Source organism: Arthrobacter koreensis (assembly GCF_009193255.1).
In the GTDB taxonomy this organism is placed as follows: domain Bacteria; phylum Actinomycetota; class Actinomycetes; order Actinomycetales; family Micrococcaceae; genus Arthrobacter_B; species Arthrobacter_B koreensis.
In genome coordinates, this window is record NZ_WACG01000001.1 from 517,634 (window position 1) to 532,326 (window position 14,693).

At 65.7% G+C, this 14,693-nt stretch carries 17 protein-coding genes and 1 tRNA gene; 7 read left to right on the forward strand and 11 right to left on the reverse strand.

Annotated elements, in window-relative coordinates:
* Positions 1 to 70: 70 nt before the first annotated feature.
* The 5 genes from rplA to GD628_RS02370 form a co-directional block, all read right to left on the reverse strand.
* Positions 71 to 778: a 50S ribosomal protein L1 gene (gene rplA, locus GD628_RS02350; protein ID WP_091602587.1), complete on the reverse strand. Its 708-nt coding sequence runs from the start codon at positions 776 to 778 to the stop codon at positions 71 to 73.
* A gap of 134 nt (positions 779 to 912) precedes the next feature.
* The gene (gene rplK, locus GD628_RS02355; RefSeq protein WP_091602584.1) at positions 913 to 1,344 is read right to left on the reverse strand and encodes a 50S ribosomal protein L11; all 432 of its coding nucleotides are present in this window, start codon (positions 1,342 to 1,344) and stop codon (positions 913 to 915) included.
* 126 nt (positions 1,345 to 1,470) lie between these two features.
* Complete coding sequence (nusG, locus tag GD628_RS02360; RefSeq protein WP_091602581.1) at positions 1,471 to 2,268, reverse strand: transcription termination/antitermination protein NusG; 798 nt, start codon at positions 2,266 to 2,268, stop codon at positions 1,471 to 1,473.
* A gap of 98 nt (positions 2,269 to 2,366) precedes the next feature.
* Complete coding sequence (gene secE / locus GD628_RS02365) at positions 2,367 to 2,636, reverse strand: preprotein translocase subunit SecE (RefSeq protein ID WP_091602578.1); 270 nt, start codon at positions 2,634 to 2,636, stop codon at positions 2,367 to 2,369.
* A gap of 102 nt (positions 2,637 to 2,738) precedes the next feature.
* Positions 2,739 to 2,811, reverse strand: a tRNA-Trp gene (locus tag GD628_RS02370).
* 380 nt (positions 2,812 to 3,191) lie between these two features.
* Here GD628_RS02370 and GD628_RS02375 point away from each other — a divergent pair.
* Positions 3,192 to 4,415 carry a pyridoxal phosphate-dependent aminotransferase gene (locus GD628_RS02375; RefSeq protein WP_152273714.1) on the forward strand — a complete coding sequence of 408 codons (1,224 nt, stop codon included), beginning with the start codon at positions 3,192 to 3,194 and terminating at the stop codon, positions 4,413 to 4,415.
* Here the strand turns inward: GD628_RS02375 and GD628_RS02380 are convergent.
* Entirely contained in the window at positions 4,412 to 5,065 is a 654-nt protein-coding gene (locus tag GD628_RS02380) for a LuxR C-terminal-related transcriptional regulator (RefSeq protein WP_091602572.1), read from the reverse strand. The genes GD628_RS02375 and GD628_RS02380 overlap by 4 nt on opposite strands.
* A gap of 2 nt (positions 5,066 to 5,067) precedes the next feature.
* Complete coding sequence (locus GD628_RS02385) at positions 5,068 to 6,342, reverse strand: ATP-binding protein (RefSeq protein WP_152273715.1); 1,275 nt, start codon at positions 6,340 to 6,342, stop codon at positions 5,068 to 5,070.
* A gap of 134 nt (positions 6,343 to 6,476) precedes the next feature.
* Between GD628_RS02385 and GD628_RS02390 the strand changes: the two genes are divergently transcribed.
* The 5 genes from GD628_RS02390 (at position 6,477) to GD628_RS02410 (ending at position 10,548) form a co-directional block, all read left to right on the forward strand.
* A complete protein-coding gene (locus GD628_RS02390) occupies positions 6,477 to 7,970 on the forward strand; it encodes a PspC domain-containing protein (RefSeq protein ID WP_193313179.1) in 1,494 nt (497 codons plus the stop codon).
* Positions 7,967 to 8,260, forward strand: coding sequence for a hypothetical protein (locus GD628_RS16595; protein WP_226802303.1), 294 nt, complete (start codon positions 7,967 to 7,969; stop codon positions 8,258 to 8,260). Before GD628_RS02390 ends, GD628_RS16595 begins: the two co-directional genes overlap by 4 nt.
* Positions 8,261 to 8,341: 81 nt before the next feature.
* The gene (locus tag GD628_RS02400) at positions 8,342 to 8,581 is read left to right on the forward strand and encodes a PspC domain-containing protein (RefSeq protein ID WP_152273717.1); all 240 of its coding nucleotides are present in this window, start codon (positions 8,342 to 8,344) and stop codon (positions 8,579 to 8,581) included.
* Positions 8,582 to 8,734: 153 nt separating this feature from the next.
* Positions 8,735 to 9,763 (forward strand): 6-phosphofructokinase, encoded by a 1,029-nt coding sequence (locus GD628_RS02405; RefSeq protein WP_091602560.1) that lies wholly within the window; start codon positions 8,735 to 8,737, stop codon positions 9,761 to 9,763.
* Positions 9,764 to 9,828: 65 nt separating this feature from the next.
* Positions 9,829 to 10,548 carry a GNAT family N-acetyltransferase gene (locus GD628_RS02410; protein WP_091602557.1) on the forward strand — a complete coding sequence of 240 codons (720 nt, stop codon included), beginning with the start codon at positions 9,829 to 9,831 and terminating at the stop codon, positions 10,546 to 10,548.
* A 64-nt stretch (positions 10,549 to 10,612) separates the two neighbouring features.
* Here the strand turns inward: GD628_RS02410 and GD628_RS02415 are convergent, their stop codons facing one another.
* The 4 genes from GD628_RS02415 to GD628_RS02430 all read right to left on the reverse strand — a co-directional run bounded on the left by GD628_RS02415 (position 10,613) and on the right by GD628_RS02430 (position 13,805).
* The gene (locus GD628_RS02415) at positions 10,613 to 11,017 is read right to left on the reverse strand and encodes an ankyrin repeat domain-containing protein (protein WP_152273718.1); all 405 of its coding nucleotides are present in this window, start codon (positions 11,015 to 11,017) and stop codon (positions 10,613 to 10,615) included.
* A gap of 64 nt (positions 11,018 to 11,081) precedes the next feature.
* Positions 11,082 to 12,179: a CAF17-like 4Fe-4S cluster assembly/insertion protein YgfZ gene (ygfZ, locus tag GD628_RS02420; RefSeq protein WP_152273719.1), complete on the reverse strand. Its 1,098-nt coding sequence runs from the start codon at positions 12,177 to 12,179 to the stop codon at positions 11,082 to 11,084.
* A 56-nt stretch (positions 12,180 to 12,235) separates the two neighbouring features.
* Complete coding sequence (locus GD628_RS02425; RefSeq protein WP_152273720.1) at positions 12,236 to 12,835, reverse strand: nitrobindin family protein; 600 nt, start codon at positions 12,833 to 12,835, stop codon at positions 12,236 to 12,238.
* 217 nt (positions 12,836 to 13,052) lie between these two features.
* The gene (locus GD628_RS02430) at positions 13,053 to 13,805 is read right to left on the reverse strand and encodes a hypothetical protein (RefSeq protein ID WP_152273721.1); all 753 of its coding nucleotides are present in this window, start codon (positions 13,803 to 13,805) and stop codon (positions 13,053 to 13,055) included.
* Between the two features lie 137 nt (positions 13,806 to 13,942).
* Between GD628_RS02430 and GD628_RS02435 the strand changes: the two genes are divergently transcribed.
* Positions 13,943 to 14,653, forward strand: coding sequence for a winged helix-turn-helix transcriptional regulator (locus GD628_RS02435; RefSeq protein WP_091602542.1), 711 nt, complete (start codon positions 13,943 to 13,945; stop codon positions 14,651 to 14,653).
* The last annotated feature ends 40 nt before the right edge of the window (positions 14,654 to 14,693 follow it).

Below are 14,693 nucleotides of genomic sequence, written 5' to 3' on the forward strand. Positions count from 1 at the left end.
AAACACAAAACGGCCGCAGCATGTGCTGCGGCCGTTTGCGGGGAGGAATCCTCCCCAAGCGGTACGTCGACTATGCGTCGGCGAGGACCTTGGTGACGTTCGGGTCCACGGCGATGCCGGGGCCGAAGGTGGTGGTCACGGTTGCCTTCTGGATGTAGCGGCCCTTGGCTGCGGACGGCTTCAGGCGAAGTACTTCTTCCAGGGCAGCGGCGTAGTTCTCGGCCAGCTTCTGGGCGTCGAAGGACGTCTTGCCAATGATGAAGTGCAGGTTGGAGTGCTTGTCGACGCGGAAGTCGATCTTGCCGCCCTTGATGTCGGAGACAGCCTTGGCGACGTTCGGGGTCACGGTGCCGGTCTTCGGGTTCGGCATGAGGTTACGCGGGCCGAGCACGCGGCCCAGGCGGCCAACCTTGCCCATGAGGTCCGGGGTAGCCACTGCGGCGTCGAAGTCGGTCCAGCCTGCTGCGACCTTTTCGATCATGTCGTCGGAACCAACGAAGTCGGCGCCGGCAGCAATAGCTGCTTCGGCCTTCTCGCCGGTGGCGAAGACGAGGACGCGGGCGGTCTTGCCCGTGCCGTTGGGCAGGTTGACCGTGCCGCGGATCATCTGATCAGCCTTGCGGGGGTCAACGCCCAGGCGGAAAGCAACCTCAACGGTGGCGTCCGTCTTGGACGGGTTGGTTTCCTTGGCCAGTGCTACGGCTTCGGCCGGCGCGTACAGCTTGTCCGCGTCGATCTTTGCCACAGCGGCTTCATATGCTTTGCTGCGCTTTGCCATCTGCTTTTTCTCCTTGTGCAGTTGTGGTCTGTCGGACCGCGCTCGGCCCTGCCACGTGCCGGACGCCCGTTGCGGGCGGTTCGGCTGAATGATTTTGGTTGTGCCCGGCCGTTCGGCCGTGCGGTGAGGCGTTATTAGCCTTCGACGGTGATGCCCATGGAGCGGGCGGTGCCGGCGATGATCTTGGCGGCGGCCTGGACGTCGTTGGCGTTCAGGTCTTCCATCTTCTGCGTGGCGATCTCTTCGACCTGTGCCTGGGTCAGCTTCGCAACCTTGACGGTGTGCGGGGTGCCGGAACCCTTGGCTACGCCTGCAGCCTTCTTGATCAGTTCGGCTGCCGGAGGCGTCTTGGTGATGAAGGTGAAGGAACGGTCTTCGTAAACCGTGATTTCAACCGGGATGACGTTTCCGCGCTGGGATTCCGTCGCAGCGTTGTACGCCTTGCAGAATTCCATGATGTTGACACCGTGCTGGCCAAGGGCGGGACCAATCGGAGGAGCCGGGTTGGCGGCGCCTGCATTGATCTGCAGCTTGATAAGGCCGGTGACCTTTTTCTTGGGGGCCATGAAAGGGTCCTTCTCTGAAATAAGTTCCCGAAGGACAGGAGCGTCCGTCCGGGTTGGTGGCCGCCGTGGCGCGGCGGCCGTACGCTGCCGTGCAGGATAAAGCAGTCCTGCACGCAGCGAAGTCTGTTACTGGATCTTGGTGACCTGTCCGAAGGAGAGCGTAACCGGGGTTTCGCGCTCGAAGATGGTCACCAGGACAACCAGCTGCTGGGATTCGGGCTTGATCTCGGAGATCGTGGCCGGGAGGGTCTCGAACGGTCCCTCGTTGACGGTCACGGACTCGCCAACCTCGAAGTCCACGGCGATGGGTGCCTGGGCTGCCTTCGCCGGTGCACCGGATGCGGTGGTCTTCGGGGACACCACGGTGTGCTCAAGCATGGAGAAGACTTCGTCCAGGCTCAGCGGGACCGGATTGTGTGCGTTTCCGACGAATCCGGTCACACCGGGGGTGTGGCGGACAACGCCCCAGGACGCATCCGTGAGTTCCATGCGCACCAGCACGTAGCCGGGGATGCGGACGCGGTTCACGATCTTGCGGGTGGTGTTCTTGATCTCGACGACTTCTTCCATCGGAACCTCGATCTGGAAGATGTTCTCTTCCATGTCAAGGGTCTGGATGCGGGTCTCGAGGTTCGCCTTTACGCGGTTTTCGTAACCTGCGTAGGAGTGAATGACGTACCAGTCACCCTCCTGGCGGCGCAGCTTTGCCTTGAAGGCGGCAACGGGGTCTTCTTCGGGCTCGGCTGCGGCAGGGGTTTCGTCGCCGGCCTCTGCTTCTTCGGCGGGAGCCTGGTCAGCATTCTCCGCGTCTTCGGCCGATGCGTCACCGGCATCCGCCGCAGCGGCTGCTTCGGTCACCTGATCCTCGGTATCCAGATCAGCGGTTTCGTCATTGATCTGTGATTCGAGTTCTTGCTCGGACACGTAGGTTCCTGCTTTCTTCTTCAGCTCTATTGGTCTGTCACTAGCTCAGTTCTTCGAACGGACCTTCCCCGCGCGGCTGGCGGCAGAGAATTCGATGGCTAGCTTTCGCCGCCGCCCGAACCGAAGATCCACAGTGCGCCAGCACCAAAGACAAAGTCCAGAAGGGACACGATGATAATCATGACCACCACGAAGGCGAGAACCACGATGGTGAACCGAACCAGCTCCTTGCGGGTGGGGGTTACAACCTTCTTCAGTTCTGCAATAACCTGGCGCAGGAAGAGAGCAATGGCGCCGAAGAAGCCCCGCTTCTTCGCAGGCTTGCCGGAGGGGTGTCCCTTGGAGCTGCTGGCAGCTGTCTCGGTCACCTTTCGCCTCACTCATCTGTTCGGTTCACGGGTCCGCAGCCTCAGGCTGGGCACCGCTGCTTCATGAAGGACTGCTTTAGACGGCGAAACCGACGTCATGCGCAGGGCAGACAGGACTCGAACCTGCAACCTGCGGTTTTGGAGACCGCTGCGCTACCAATTGCGCCACTACCCTTCGGGAGAGTTCTACTTTACCGGCACATCCCGCTCATAACCTAACCGGTCCGCGGGCATGCTCCAGCATCGAGAGAACAACACCGAGGAACAAGTCTACGCAATCTTTGCCCCCGAGTCGAACCGGACTCCCGGCACGTCCCAAACCCTGCATCCGGACGGCGGCAGCAGCGGGCTGCCGGGGAGGGATTCCGGGCACCGCGCCCGGCCACGGAACTGTAAAAGACTGCAATGTCTCCCCCGCACGCCTAAGCTTGGCTTGCATAAGGTAACGCCGTGCCCCTTCCCGGAGGACCCAGTCCTTCCGGGCGAAACCGCAGGCCACACGCACGTACAAACTCAATACAGCACGCATCCAGTACCAAACCAGACGGGAACGCCATGCCTTCCAACGGCCGAATCTCAGAGCGCATCGCCTCCATTGCGGAATCCGCCACCCTTGCAGTCGACGCGAAGGCCAAGGCCCTGAAGGCTGCCGGCCGCCCGGTCATCAGCTTCGGTGCCGGCGAGCCCGATTTTCCGACCCCCGGGTACATCGTCGACGCCGCCGTTGCAGCTGCGCAGGATCCCCGCTTCCACCGCTACTCCCCTGCCTCCGGCCTGCCGGAGCTGAAGAAGGCGATCGCGGATAAGACGCTGCGAGATTCGGGCTATTCGGTGGATCCGTCCCAGGTGCTGGTGACAAACGGCGGCAAGCAGGCCGTCTACGAGGCATTCGCCACCCTGCTCAACCCGGGCGACGAAGTGCTGGTCCCCACTCCGTACTGGACCACGTACCCCGAGGCAATCCGCCTTGCCGGCGGCGTTCCCGTGGAGATCTTCGCGGGGCCGGAACAGGACTACCGCGTCACTGTCTCCCAGCTGGACGCTGCCCTGACGGAACGCACGAAGGTGCTGCTCTTTGTCTCCCCCTCCAATCCGACCGGCGCGGTGTACCCGTCCGACGACGTCGCCGAGATTGGGATGTGGGCCGCGGACCACGGCCTGTTCGTGGTCACCGACGAGATCTACGAGCACCTCACCTACGGCGGCGTGCCCTTCACATCCATTGCCACCCGCTGCCCGGAACTGGGAGACAAGGTGGTCATCCTCAACGGCGTCGCCAAGACCTACGCCATGACCGGTTGGCGCGTTGGATGGATGATCGCCGCGCCTGACATCATCAAGGCTGCGACCAACCTCCAGTCCCACCTCTCCTCCAACGTCTCCAACATCTCGCAGATGGCCGCGCTGGCCGCCGTCTCGGGTCCGCTCACCGCAGTCGACGAGATGAAGGTTTCCTTCGACCGCCGCCGGCGCGCCATGGTGGAGGCACTCAACTCAATCGACGGCGTCGTCTGCCCGATGCCCGAGGGCGCCTTCTACGCCTACCCCGATGTGCGGGGACTGCTGGGCCGCGAATTCCCCAACGCCGCGGGACCGGTCCGTCCGCAGACGTCCGCGGAGCTCGCCGCGTTGATCCTGGACGCGGTGGAAGTTGCCGTGGTTCCCGGCGAAGCGTTCGGCCCCTCCGGGTACCTGCGCCTGTCCTACGCCCTGGGCGACGAGGACCTGGCCACCGGCATGGACCGGCTGAAGGATTTCCTGGGAAGGGCCAAGGCCTAGAGCAGCCTGCGGGCTGCAGCCCACCGGGTCAGTTCGTGCCTGGATGAGAGCTGCAGCTTCCGCAGGACTGCGGAGACGTGCGTCTCAACGGTCTTTACCGAAATGAACAGTTCCCGGGCCACCTCCTTGTAGCTGTAGCCGCGGGCAATCAGCCGCATGACCTCGCGTTCCCGGACCGAGAGACGGTCCAGTTCGTCATCCACACTGACGGTTGTGGACGCTCCGAAAGCGTCCAGGACGAAGCCGGCGAGGCGGGGTGAGAACACGGCGTCGCCGCCCGCCACCCGGACAACGGCGTCGGAAATCTCCGCACCGGAAATGGTCTTGGTGACGTAGCCCCGCGCTCCGGCGCGGATCACGGTGACAACGTCCTCTGCGGCGTCGGAAACACTCAGCGCCAGGAACCGGGTGGAGGCCAGGAGGTCCGCGCATCCAGCGATGACTTCCGCCCCTCCTCCCCCGGAGCCGCCCGGGAGGTGGACATCCAGCAGGACTACCTGGGGACTGGCGCTGCGGATGGCCGCGACTGCGCTTTCAACCGTGGCTGCCTCCGCCACGACGTTGATCCGCGCGTCGAGGTCCGCCTTGAGCCCGGACCGAAAAATGGCGTGGTCGTCCACCACCACTACGTCAATGGATTCTGCCGCCATGCTCACGTGTTCTCCGCTTCCTTCTGCTGTCCTGCCGGTGCGTCCGCTCCGGCCAGGGGCAATGCCAAATGTATCTCGGTGCCGGTCGGGCTGGTTCGGATCCGCGCGGTGCCGCCGTGGCGCTGCATGCGTCCGATGATTGATTCCCGCAGGCCCAGCCGGTCCTGCGGGATCGCATCCGGGTCAAAGCCAGCGCCGCGGTCACGGACGAACACCTCCGCGGCCTCGGGACCGCACTCCAGATAGAGGGAGATCTGGCCGCCGGCGTGCTGCGCCGCGTTGAACAGCGCAGCCCTGGCCGCCTGCACCAGCGCGGAACTCTGGACCGTGAGCTCCGCGGTTCCGACGGCGACGAAGTCCACCGGATGCCCGTAGGCGTCTTCAACCTCCGCGGCCACGCCCTTCAACGCGTCCGCCAGCGTCCCTGTGCCCTTCTCCGGGTCCGCGTAAAGCCATTGGCGCAGTTCACGTTCCTGGGCACGGGCCAGTTTGATGACCTCCGCCTCGGAGCCCGCGCGGTTCTGGATCATGGCCAGCGTCTGCAGCACCGAGTCATGGAGGTGGGCAGCAATCTCCGCGCGTTCGGTCTGCCGGATCCGGCCGGCGCGTTCAGCCTGGAACGCGCGCCACCAGCGGACCGCCCAGGGTGCCAGCACCAGCGCGATGCCCGCCAGGACCGCCAGCGAAGCCAGGGAAGCAGCCAGCAGCACGTCCCACGTGATGGATCCGGAGACGACCAGCAGGAAACCGGCAATGACCAGTACCAGGCCGGCAGCGAGCCGAAGCAGCCCCATTTTCCGGTCCGCTCCGGCACCGGCAACGAGTCCGGCTTTCCGGCTCGCGTCCAGCTGTGACCAGGCCAGGACGGCCCCGGCAGCGATCACGGCGAACGGGAAGATCAGCTGGAGGTTGATCTGCGCTCCGAGTGCCTGGGCCACCACCGTGGCAGCCAGGCCCAGCAGGGCGAGACCAATCAGGATCTCGCGGCTGCCGATCAAACCGGCAGCACCCGTCCGGGACTGCTGGCCCTGCTGCAGGTACCGGGCGAAGTTCTCAGCCACGCTGCGGGGATTCCTGTCCCCCGCCGCGGCCTGTTCCTCAGCGGTGGGCACCATGATCCACAGCCAGCCATAGAGAACGACGCCGGCACCTCCCACGAGCGCAAGCACCACCATGAGGAGGCGGACGGTCCCTGCGGGCATGCCGAGGTGAACTGCCAGCCCGGAACAGACACCGGCAACCACCTTCTCGGGGGGGCGGAGCAGGGGAGGTCTCATGCTCCAATCCAAGCACGGCGACGGCCGGTCACCAGCACATATTTCCTTTCCGGCTCCCCGTTCAGGGGTACGTTCAGGGGCCGCTCAGGGGAAACCCGGATGTGCGGATGTTCCCTGGTTGGAAGACTGGAAGCATGAACCCGCACTCAACTGACCCCGGAAACCCCGGCGGGGAACACACCCCGCCGGCACCGCAGCCCATGCCCGGCACACCGCCGCACGGCGCGGCCCCCGAGAACTCATTCTTTGCCTGGATCCGCCAACTGGGCATCCGCCGCTCCCCCGACCGGTGGATAGGCGGCGTGGCCGGAGGCATCGCCCAGCGCACCGGACTGGACCCGATCCTTGTCCGCGGCCTGGTGATCGTGCTGTCGATCTTCGGCATCGGCGTCGTCCTCTATGGCGTTGCCTGGGCACTGCTGCCCGAGCCGGACGGACGAATCCACCTGGAAGGGGCCGTCCGGGGTTCCTGGACCGCCGGGATGACCGGAGCCCTGGTCTTTACCGTCCTGGGCCTGAGCGGTCCCGGGATCTCCTTCTGGGCCAATGACGGTTGGTTTGGGTCCGTGTTCTGGGGCCTGTTCTGGGTAGCGGCGCTGGTCCTGGGGATCTACTGGCTCACCACGCGGAACAACGGCAAGCCCCTGGGGAGCGGCAACAGCCCGGCCGGCCAGCCCGCCGGCGCTGCGCAGGGGGATGCCTATCCGAACCAGCCGCACACGCAGGGCTTCTCCTCGGCCGGCTCATACGGGGAAAAGGCGGACGCCGCCCAGGATGTGGCGGCGCATGCTTCCGGCCCTGCCACTATGGACCCGCGGCCGGCGGGCTATCCCGGCCCGGAGGCACCGACCATGCCCCTCTCCTACGGCGCGCACGCTGCGCCGGCAGCCGGGCAGGCAGCTGCCACCAACCCGGAATTTGGCGGCTACTACGTGCAGTTCCCCCCGCCGGGCAAGGAACCCAAGACGGTCAGCTACCACCCGCCGGCGTCCTGGGTTGCCCTGATCTGCGGCTTTGCCCTCCTGGCCGCAGGGGTGCTGCTTGCCCTGGACTACAGCGGCATCTATGAGACCGGATCTCCGGTGACGGTGGCCCTGGCAGCAGCCGGTGTTGTGTTCGGACTCGGGATTGTGGGACTGGGCGCGGCCGGCAGGTCCTCCGGGCTCGCAGGAGGGCTCGGCGTCCTTGCCCTGATCGCCGCCCTGCTGTTCAACGGCAGCTTCGCCTACCGCAACCTTGTGGTTGCCAACCAGTCCAACTGGAGTGCCAGCCAGTCAGCCGCGGCGTCTGAAGGCTACAGCGTCGCCGCTGCGGACGGGAACCTGGACCTGCGCGGACTGGCGGGTGAACTCAGGGAAGGTGACGTCACCGTTCCGGTGAGCGTGGCGGCCGGGGACCTCAGCATCCTGGTGCCGGACAACGTTCCCGTCTCGGTCTACTCGGAGATGGCCCTTGGCAACGTGGAACTCGAACACGACGGCAGGTACAGCTCCGCGGGAGGCCTGTGGGTCGGTCCGCAGGAGCGGCAACTGAACCCCGGTGCACGGGGCAACCGCATCATCATTGAAATCAAAGGTGTCGCCAGCAACGTCCTGGTGACCACGGACGAAAGCAGCCTGGACCGATGAGCGAATCCACGAACCAACCACGCAGCTACGACTCCGATCCGGCCGTCTTCGGGGCAGCTTCGGACGCCGGATATGTCCAGGAAAACGAACCCGAGCGCCGGCCGCTGCGCGTAGGCACAATCGTCTGGGGCCTGGTCCTTGCGGTGGCGGGGGCCTTGATCCTCGCAGTCCAGCTCACCGGAATCCGGCTGGACACCGGGGTTGTCCTGCTGGGCCTGCTCATCGGGGCCGGTGCGGCACTGGTTATTGGCGGCCTGCTGGCCGTCCTGGGGAAGAACCGCGCCGCGTAGGACTTCCCCCGGCCGTTTCGCCCCTGGCCGAAACGGCCGGTAAAGAGTGTACGAATCGACGAAGAAGGAAAGAATCAACCGATGGACAAGTTTTTCGATGTATTGCGCTCCTCCCCCATCAAACGGGCCCGCGGCGGCTGGCTGGCAGGAATCTGTGCCGGCATAGCCCTGAAATTCGGCTGGGATGTTTCCCTCGTCCGCATTGCGGTCCTGCTGAGCTTCCTGCTGCCGTTCATTGGCATCGGCACGTACCTGGTGGCCTGGCTCCTGCTGCCCACCACGGACGGCAAGATCATGCTCGAGAAGCTCGTTAAGCGCTGATTCCCCGCCGGCCCGGCACGTCCTTCTGCGTGCAGCGGCGGTCAATCCGCGTCATGCAGCGCCCGGTGGGAGTGCCGGGCACCGTGCACCGGGCCGGGCGTGGCTAGAATCGTAGGAGGCCGCCGCCCACCTACCAGATCCAGGGGTCACGTAATGAAGATCGGCATCCTTACCAGCGGGGGCGACTGCCCCGGACTGAACGCGGTCATCCGCGGAGCGGTCCTCAACGGGATCAAGACCCATAACGTTGAGTTCGTCGGTTTCCTCGACGGATGGCGCGGTGTGGTCGACGGCGACGTCATCGACCTGCCCCGAACCCGGGTTCGCGGCATCTCCAAACAGGGCGGAACCATCCTGGGCACCTCCCGCACCAATCCCTTCGAGGGCCCCAACGGCGGACCCGAGAACATCCGGAAGACGCTCGAACGGCTCGGGATCGACGCCGTGATCGCCATCGGCGGCGAAGGTACCCTCGCTGCCGCCCAGCGCCTGACCGACGCCGGACTGAAGATCGTCGGCGTTCCCAAGACCGTGGACAATGACCTGGACGCCACCGACTTCACCTTCGGCTTCGATACGGCGGTCCAGATTGCCACCGAAGCGATTGACCGCCTCCGCACCACCGGCGAGTCCCACCACCGGTGCATGGTCGCTGAAGTCATGGGCCGCCATGTGGGCTGGATCGCCCTGCATTCCGGCATGGCGTCCGGTGCCCACGCCATCCTGATACCCGAGAAGCCCGTGAGCCTGGACCAGATTGCCCAGTGGGTGACCGAGGCCAGGGACCGTGGCCGCGCGCCCCTGGTGGTTGTGGCGGAGGGCTTCGTCACCACAGACATGGAAGCGCCGCACTCCGAACGCGGACTTGATTCCTTCGGCCGTCCCCGGCTCGGCGGGATCGGAGAGCTGCTCGCCCCGGAAATCGAGGCGCGCACCGGAATCGAAACCCGCGCCACCGTGCTGGGCCACATCCAGCGCGGCGGAGTCCCCACCGCCTTCGACCGTGTCCTGGCCACCCGGCTGGGTATGGCTGCCGTAGATTCGGTCATGGACGGACTGTGGGGAACCATGGTGTCCCTGCATGGAACCGACATTGTCCGCGTAGGGTTCGAGAAGGCCCTGGACAACCTCAAGACCGTTCCCGAGCACCGCTACAACGAGGCGGCCATTCTTTTTGGTTAGGTCCCCTATCAGTTTGCTATCCGAACCTTGCGCCGCCCTGCGCACACCCGTGTAGCTTGAGTCCTATGGACCTTGACCCCGGCACAATTGCCATTATCCAGCTCGCCTGGTCCCGCAGGCTGGGACTGGAAGACGACGCTCTCTCAGCTGCGGAAGACGAAGAGCGCATTTACGACGTGCACGACGAAGCGAACGAAGTCAGGTTCGTCCGGCTGTTCGGCCGCGAAGTCTTCTCCGGCCCCGAGTGGGCCGCCGAACAGGTGCGTTCCAAAAGCACTGAGGAGCTCAGCAGCTTCTCCGGGCTGCTGCGCCTCTCCCTCGACCACGGCGGCCGGGGAATGGCGGAGGAACACCTGTACTACACCGATTCCTATCCGCCGATCCCGGCGGCGGAAGAACTTGCCGTGGCGGACGACTACCACTACGCCGAAGCCCTTGAGCGGCTGTGCCCGCCGGACGACGTCGTGGAAGCCAAACTCTCCGGCCGCGAGATCCTCTTCATCCTCGTCGACGACACGGGCCCCGGCACACCGGTTCCCGTTGCCGGTGCGGGCTACAGCATCCGGGAAGGGATCCTCGCGGACGTTGGAACCCTCACGGATCCGAACCACCGAATGCGGGGGCTCGGTTCCTATGTGACCTCCATCGCCGTGGAAGACGCGATGGCAGCCGGGCTGATCCCGCAGTCCCGCATCCAGTCCAACAACCTGGGGGCCAGCCGCATGGCGTCCGGGGCAGGCTTTGTCTCAGCCGGGCTCTGCACCTCGGTGTCCCTGCCGGTCTAGCGGTCCACGGGCGGCTTGGCATTGCTGCTATGAAGCCCGGGCCCCGTGGCCCCGTGGCCTCCGGCTAGCCTTCGAGCAGGTCCGCGCGCTGGAAGTAGGCGGCCGTGGCACGCGCCGACGGATTTCCGGCGTCGGCATCCGCACCGGCAGCCAGCAGGGTGCGGACAACGTCCGCATATCCCTTGAACACGGCACCTGCCAGCGGAGACTGCCCGCGGTCGTTGAGCGTGTTGACGTCGGCGCCGAGCTCGACAAGCGCCTGCACCGTTCCGGCATGCCCGTGATAGGCCGCAAGCATGAGCAGTGAATCCCCCGCAGCGTTGGTCAGCGTGACGGGCACCCCGGCGCTGACGTAGGTCCGCAGCAGTTCGGTGTCCCCCTGGCGGGCGCCGTCGAACAGCCGTTCGGCGAGTTCAAGCATCTCCGGGTCTGCAGCGTTCGTCTGTGCCTGGTCCGGTGTCTCAGCCATCAACCTTGTCCTTCCCTGCCGGCAGCCGCCGGCGATGATAGATCCTGCCAGAAGTGCTCCGGCGCTAGGCACGGGAGCGTGGAGTCCGCAGCAGGCCGGTGGGGCGGCCCACGGCCTGACCCGCGTTGGGAGAAACCACGAGTTCCTGTGCCGCGGCGTAGAGTTCACCTTCATCCTCAACCACCAGCTGCGCCTCAGGATCCACCGAGCGCTTGACCACCGCCAGGGCAACCGGCCCCATCTCGTAGTGCTGCGCCACGGAGGTCACCCGGCCAACGACCCGCTCACCGAGCTTGACCGGACTCTCGGCGGCCGGAAGGGTGTGCTGCGATCCATCCAGCTGCAGGAAAACCAGCCGGCGCGGCGGATGGCCCAGGTTGTGCACCCGGGCAATGGTTTCCTGTCCCTTGTAGCAGCCCTTGGAAAGGTGGACGGCGGTCCGGATCAGGTCCAGCTCATGCGGAATGCTCTTGTCATCCGTCTCCGCGCCAAGGCGCGGGCGCCACGCCGCGATGCGCAGTGCCTCGGCGGCCATGGACCCGGCCAGGGGCAGTCCGGACGCATCGACGGCGGCTTCGAACCCTTCCCGGGGAATCAGGTATTCGTACCAGGGGCGCTCGTGGCCGGGGTGCGCAGGATCCGCCGTCTCCGTGTAGGCGTGCCCGCCCGGGCCTACCCGAGGCCAGGGGTCTGTCCAGACGGCGAAGTCTGTCCAGGCCGGCACCGGCGCAACTGAGCCGGCCACAGCCCAGTCGGCTGTTACGTCCTGGATCTCCACCCGGAGCATGAACTTCATGCTGTTCAGCCAGTCCGCCAGCTGCGGCGCCTCGGCGCCCTCCACGATCAGCCAGGCCCGTTCGCCGTCATCCAGGATGCGGGCATCATGCTCGATCCGGCCCTGGATGCTGAGCAGCAGCAGTTCCGAACTTTCGCCCGGACGAAGGTTGGTGACCTGCTGGGAGGAAAGGGTGTTCAGCCAGCTCAGCCTGTCTTCACCGCTGACGGTGACGACGCCGCGGCTGGAGAGGTCGGTTATCGCTTCGCCGCGTGCCAGTGCACGCTGTTCACGCAGGGGGTCGCCGTAGTGGGCTGCCGTACCGGCATCAGCGCTGGAAGCTTCGACGGCTCCGGGGCGGGCAAGGAGGGGGCTTTTGATGCTCATGTCAGGTGCAACGTCCTAGCCGGGTAGTGGTATTCCGGTCCCCCGGTCTGCGGGGATCAGTCCCGTTTCTTGAGGATCGCGGAGGCATGCGCTTCAAGCGCCTTGCCATCGGCCGCGACATCCCAGCGCCAGTAGAGATCGCCGTTTACCAGCCCGTAGATCCGGGTGGCGGCGGTGTACTCCTTGGAGTTCACGCCGCGCATCACCAGATCCGTGGTGAGCTGGATCTGCGGGCCCTTGATCTGGCCGTAATAGAGTTCCGCAATCCCGCCGGGGTGCACGATGGTTGCCGTGATGTCGAAGCCGCCTGAGTCGTTGCGGAGTTCTTCAACCTCGTCGGCGCTGCGCAGGGCCGGGACAATGTCCGCGGGGATAAGGCCCGGGCCGCCGTCGGCGTCGTTCAGCGGACGGTCCAGTGCCCAGAAGCCGGTCTCGACGGCGAGGGGGCGCAGCACTGTCCCGGCCTCGTCCGTCAGCCAGCTCTCCGCCGTGTACTGCAGGTAGGGCAGGCCGTTTTGCCGGCACGTGACCCGCTGGGAGAAGTGCTCGGACTCCGCATCGCCTTCACCAAGGCGGCCGGTTCCTTCCCAGACTCCCAGGAGCCAGGACAGCGGCACGAGTTCGGGCGTGAGGTCTGTGGGGATCTCCATTGGCATGGCCGGACCCTTCCCTGGTCAGTTCGGGCGGTTGTGCGTTTCGGGTTACTTCTGGCCTTTGTACAGGCGGGAAACAACGAGGGCTGCGAAACCTGCCATGGCCAGGCCAGTGACACCCAGAAGGACAATGAAGAAGATTTCAAGAGCAAGAAGCGACATGCCTACATCCTAACCCGCCCCGCAGGGTCTTTGTCTCTTGTGACTCCCGGCCGCGGACCTAGGGGACCAGGAGCCGGCCGGCAAAGTACACGGCGGTACCCAGAGCCAGTACCGGAGAGGCGCCCGCCGCGATGATTCCCAGGACGCCCGGAGAATCGTCCCGGATCAGCACGAGCCGGCGTACAGCAACGATCACCGCTGCACACAGCACTCCGACGAAGGCACCCGCCGCCAGAGGCAGGCCGGTCACCAGTGCGGCTGCCCCGGCGCCCGCGAGGGCCCCGGCAACCACCCCGATCGGTGCGGTAATGCGGTCCGCAAGCGGAATCAGGGAGATCAGGATGGCCACTGCGATGGCCGCGGCCCCGGCAGAGATGAGTCCTTCGGATCCATTCCCGCCCGGCAGGCGGTCCGCTGCGACCCAGCCCGCTGCCATCCCCGCAACGAGGGCCCCGGCGATCACGCCGATCGTGGACTCAAGCCGGTGCGGCTGCCCCGTGCCGCGCAGCAGCTGGATGAGGAACACAGCCCCGACGCCAACGGCGACGATGCCGGGCATCCAGGTAAGCATGGCGGTGGCGGGTGCGAAGTAGGCGGCTGCAACCCCGCCTGCGCCGACGAGTGCAAGCACCAGCCCCTGGGTCTTGCGGGCCGGGACACCAAGGAGATAGGGCCAGCCGAAACCAGCCACTGCAGCGGCGGCTCCGGTGAACAGTGCCGTGGCTTCGGGGGAAACAAAGGATGCCGCCACGATTCCGACCAGTACAGTTGCCGCCGGCACCGCTATGCTCCAAAGTTTCACCCTAGTCATACTGCCTTATTACGCAGCGCGGATAAAAGCTACAGGGCGCCGGGGCGCCGCTGGGTATACTTTCAACCACTCTTCGGCCGCTGGGGACCGGATGGGATAACGTGCCCGATGATGTGCGCCTAACTTTCGGAGGAACTATGTCGCACATTCTGCTCCTGACCAACAGCCCGGGGTCATCAGTTGAAGTCCTCCCTGCCCTGGAACTGCTCAACCACAGGGTCCACATCCTCCCCGCGGAACCAACCGCACTCCTGGACATCGACCCGTGCGACGTCGTCCTCGTTGACGCACGCAAGGACCTGGTTGGTGCGCGCTCACTAACCCAGCTGCTCAAGGCAACCGGCCTGGGCACTCCCTTGGTTCTGGTCCTTACGGAGGGCGGGATGGCCGCGGTCGCGGCCAACTGGCTGGCAGACGACGTCGTCCTGGACACCGCAGGTCCTGCCGAGCTGGAAGCCCGGCTTCGCCTGGCCGTTTCCCGGACCCAGGCGGCCGCGGAGGAATCCAGCACCGAAATCCACGCCTCCGGCGTCGTCATTGATGAGGCCAGCTACACCGCCCGCGTCAGCGGCACGGCCCTGAACCTGACCTACAAAGAGTTTGAACTGCTCAAGTACCTCGCACAGCACCCCGGGCGGGTCTTCACCCGCGACCAGCTCCTGCATGAGGTGTGGGGCTACGACTACTACGGCGGCACCCGCACCGTAGACGTCCACGTCCGGCGGCTGAGGGCGAAGCTGGGCCCTGACCATGAGAACCTGATCGGCACCGTCCGCAACGTCGGCTACCGCTTCGCGAAGGCACGCACCCACGAGGAGCAGGCAGCCGTGGCCGGGCACGAAGCGTAAGCCGTCTCCCGCACTGCGGCCTGAGTGGTTAGTCTTCTTC

Excerpts from the sequence above, each read along its gene's own strand:
- rplA (WP_091602587.1), bottom strand. The coding sequence starts at position 778 with ATGGCAAAGCGCAGCAAAGCATATGAAGCCGCTGTGGCAAAGATCGAC.
- rplK (WP_091602584.1), bottom strand. The coding sequence starts at position 1,344 with ATGGCCCCCAAGAAAAAGGTCACCGGCCTTATCAAGCTGCAGATCAAT.
- GD628_RS02375 (WP_152273714.1), top strand. The coding sequence starts at position 3,192 with ATGCCTTCCAACGGCCGAATCTCAGAGCGCATCGCCTCCATTGCGGAA.
- GD628_RS02380 (WP_091602572.1), bottom strand. The coding sequence starts at position 5,065 with ATGGCGGCAGAATCCATTGACGTAGTGGTGGTGGACGACCACGCCATT.
- GD628_RS02385 (WP_152273715.1), bottom strand. The coding sequence starts at position 6,342 with ATGAGACCTCCCCTGCTCCGCCCCCCCGAGAAGGTGGTTGCCGGTGTC.
- GD628_RS02390 (WP_193313179.1), top strand. The coding sequence starts at position 6,477 with ATGAACCCGCACTCAACTGACCCCGGAAACCCCGGCGGGGAACACACC.
- GD628_RS16595 (WP_226802303.1), top strand. The coding sequence starts at position 7,967 with ATGAGCGAATCCACGAACCAACCACGCAGCTACGACTCCGATCCGGCC.
- GD628_RS02400 (WP_152273717.1), top strand. The coding sequence starts at position 8,342 with ATGGACAAGTTTTTCGATGTATTGCGCTCCTCCCCCATCAAACGGGCC.
- GD628_RS02405 (WP_091602560.1), top strand. The coding sequence starts at position 8,735 with ATGAAGATCGGCATCCTTACCAGCGGGGGCGACTGCCCCGGACTGAAC.
- GD628_RS02410 (WP_091602557.1), top strand. The coding sequence starts at position 9,829 with ATGGACCTTGACCCCGGCACAATTGCCATTATCCAGCTCGCCTGGTCC.
- GD628_RS02415 (WP_152273718.1), bottom strand. The coding sequence starts at position 11,017 with ATGGCTGAGACACCGGACCAGGCACAGACGAACGCTGCAGACCCGGAG.
- ygfZ (WP_152273719.1), bottom strand. The coding sequence starts at position 12,179 with ATGAGCATCAAAAGCCCCCTCCTTGCCCGCCCCGGAGCCGTCGAAGCT.
- GD628_RS02425 (WP_152273720.1), bottom strand. The coding sequence starts at position 12,835 with ATGCCAATGGAGATCCCCACAGACCTCACGCCCGAACTCGTGCCGCTG.
- GD628_RS02430 (WP_152273721.1), bottom strand. The coding sequence starts at position 13,805 with ATGACTAGGGTGAAACTTTGGAGCATAGCGGTGCCGGCGGCAACTGTA.
- GD628_RS02435 (WP_091602542.1), top strand. The coding sequence starts at position 13,943 with ATGTCGCACATTCTGCTCCTGACCAACAGCCCGGGGTCATCAGTTGAA.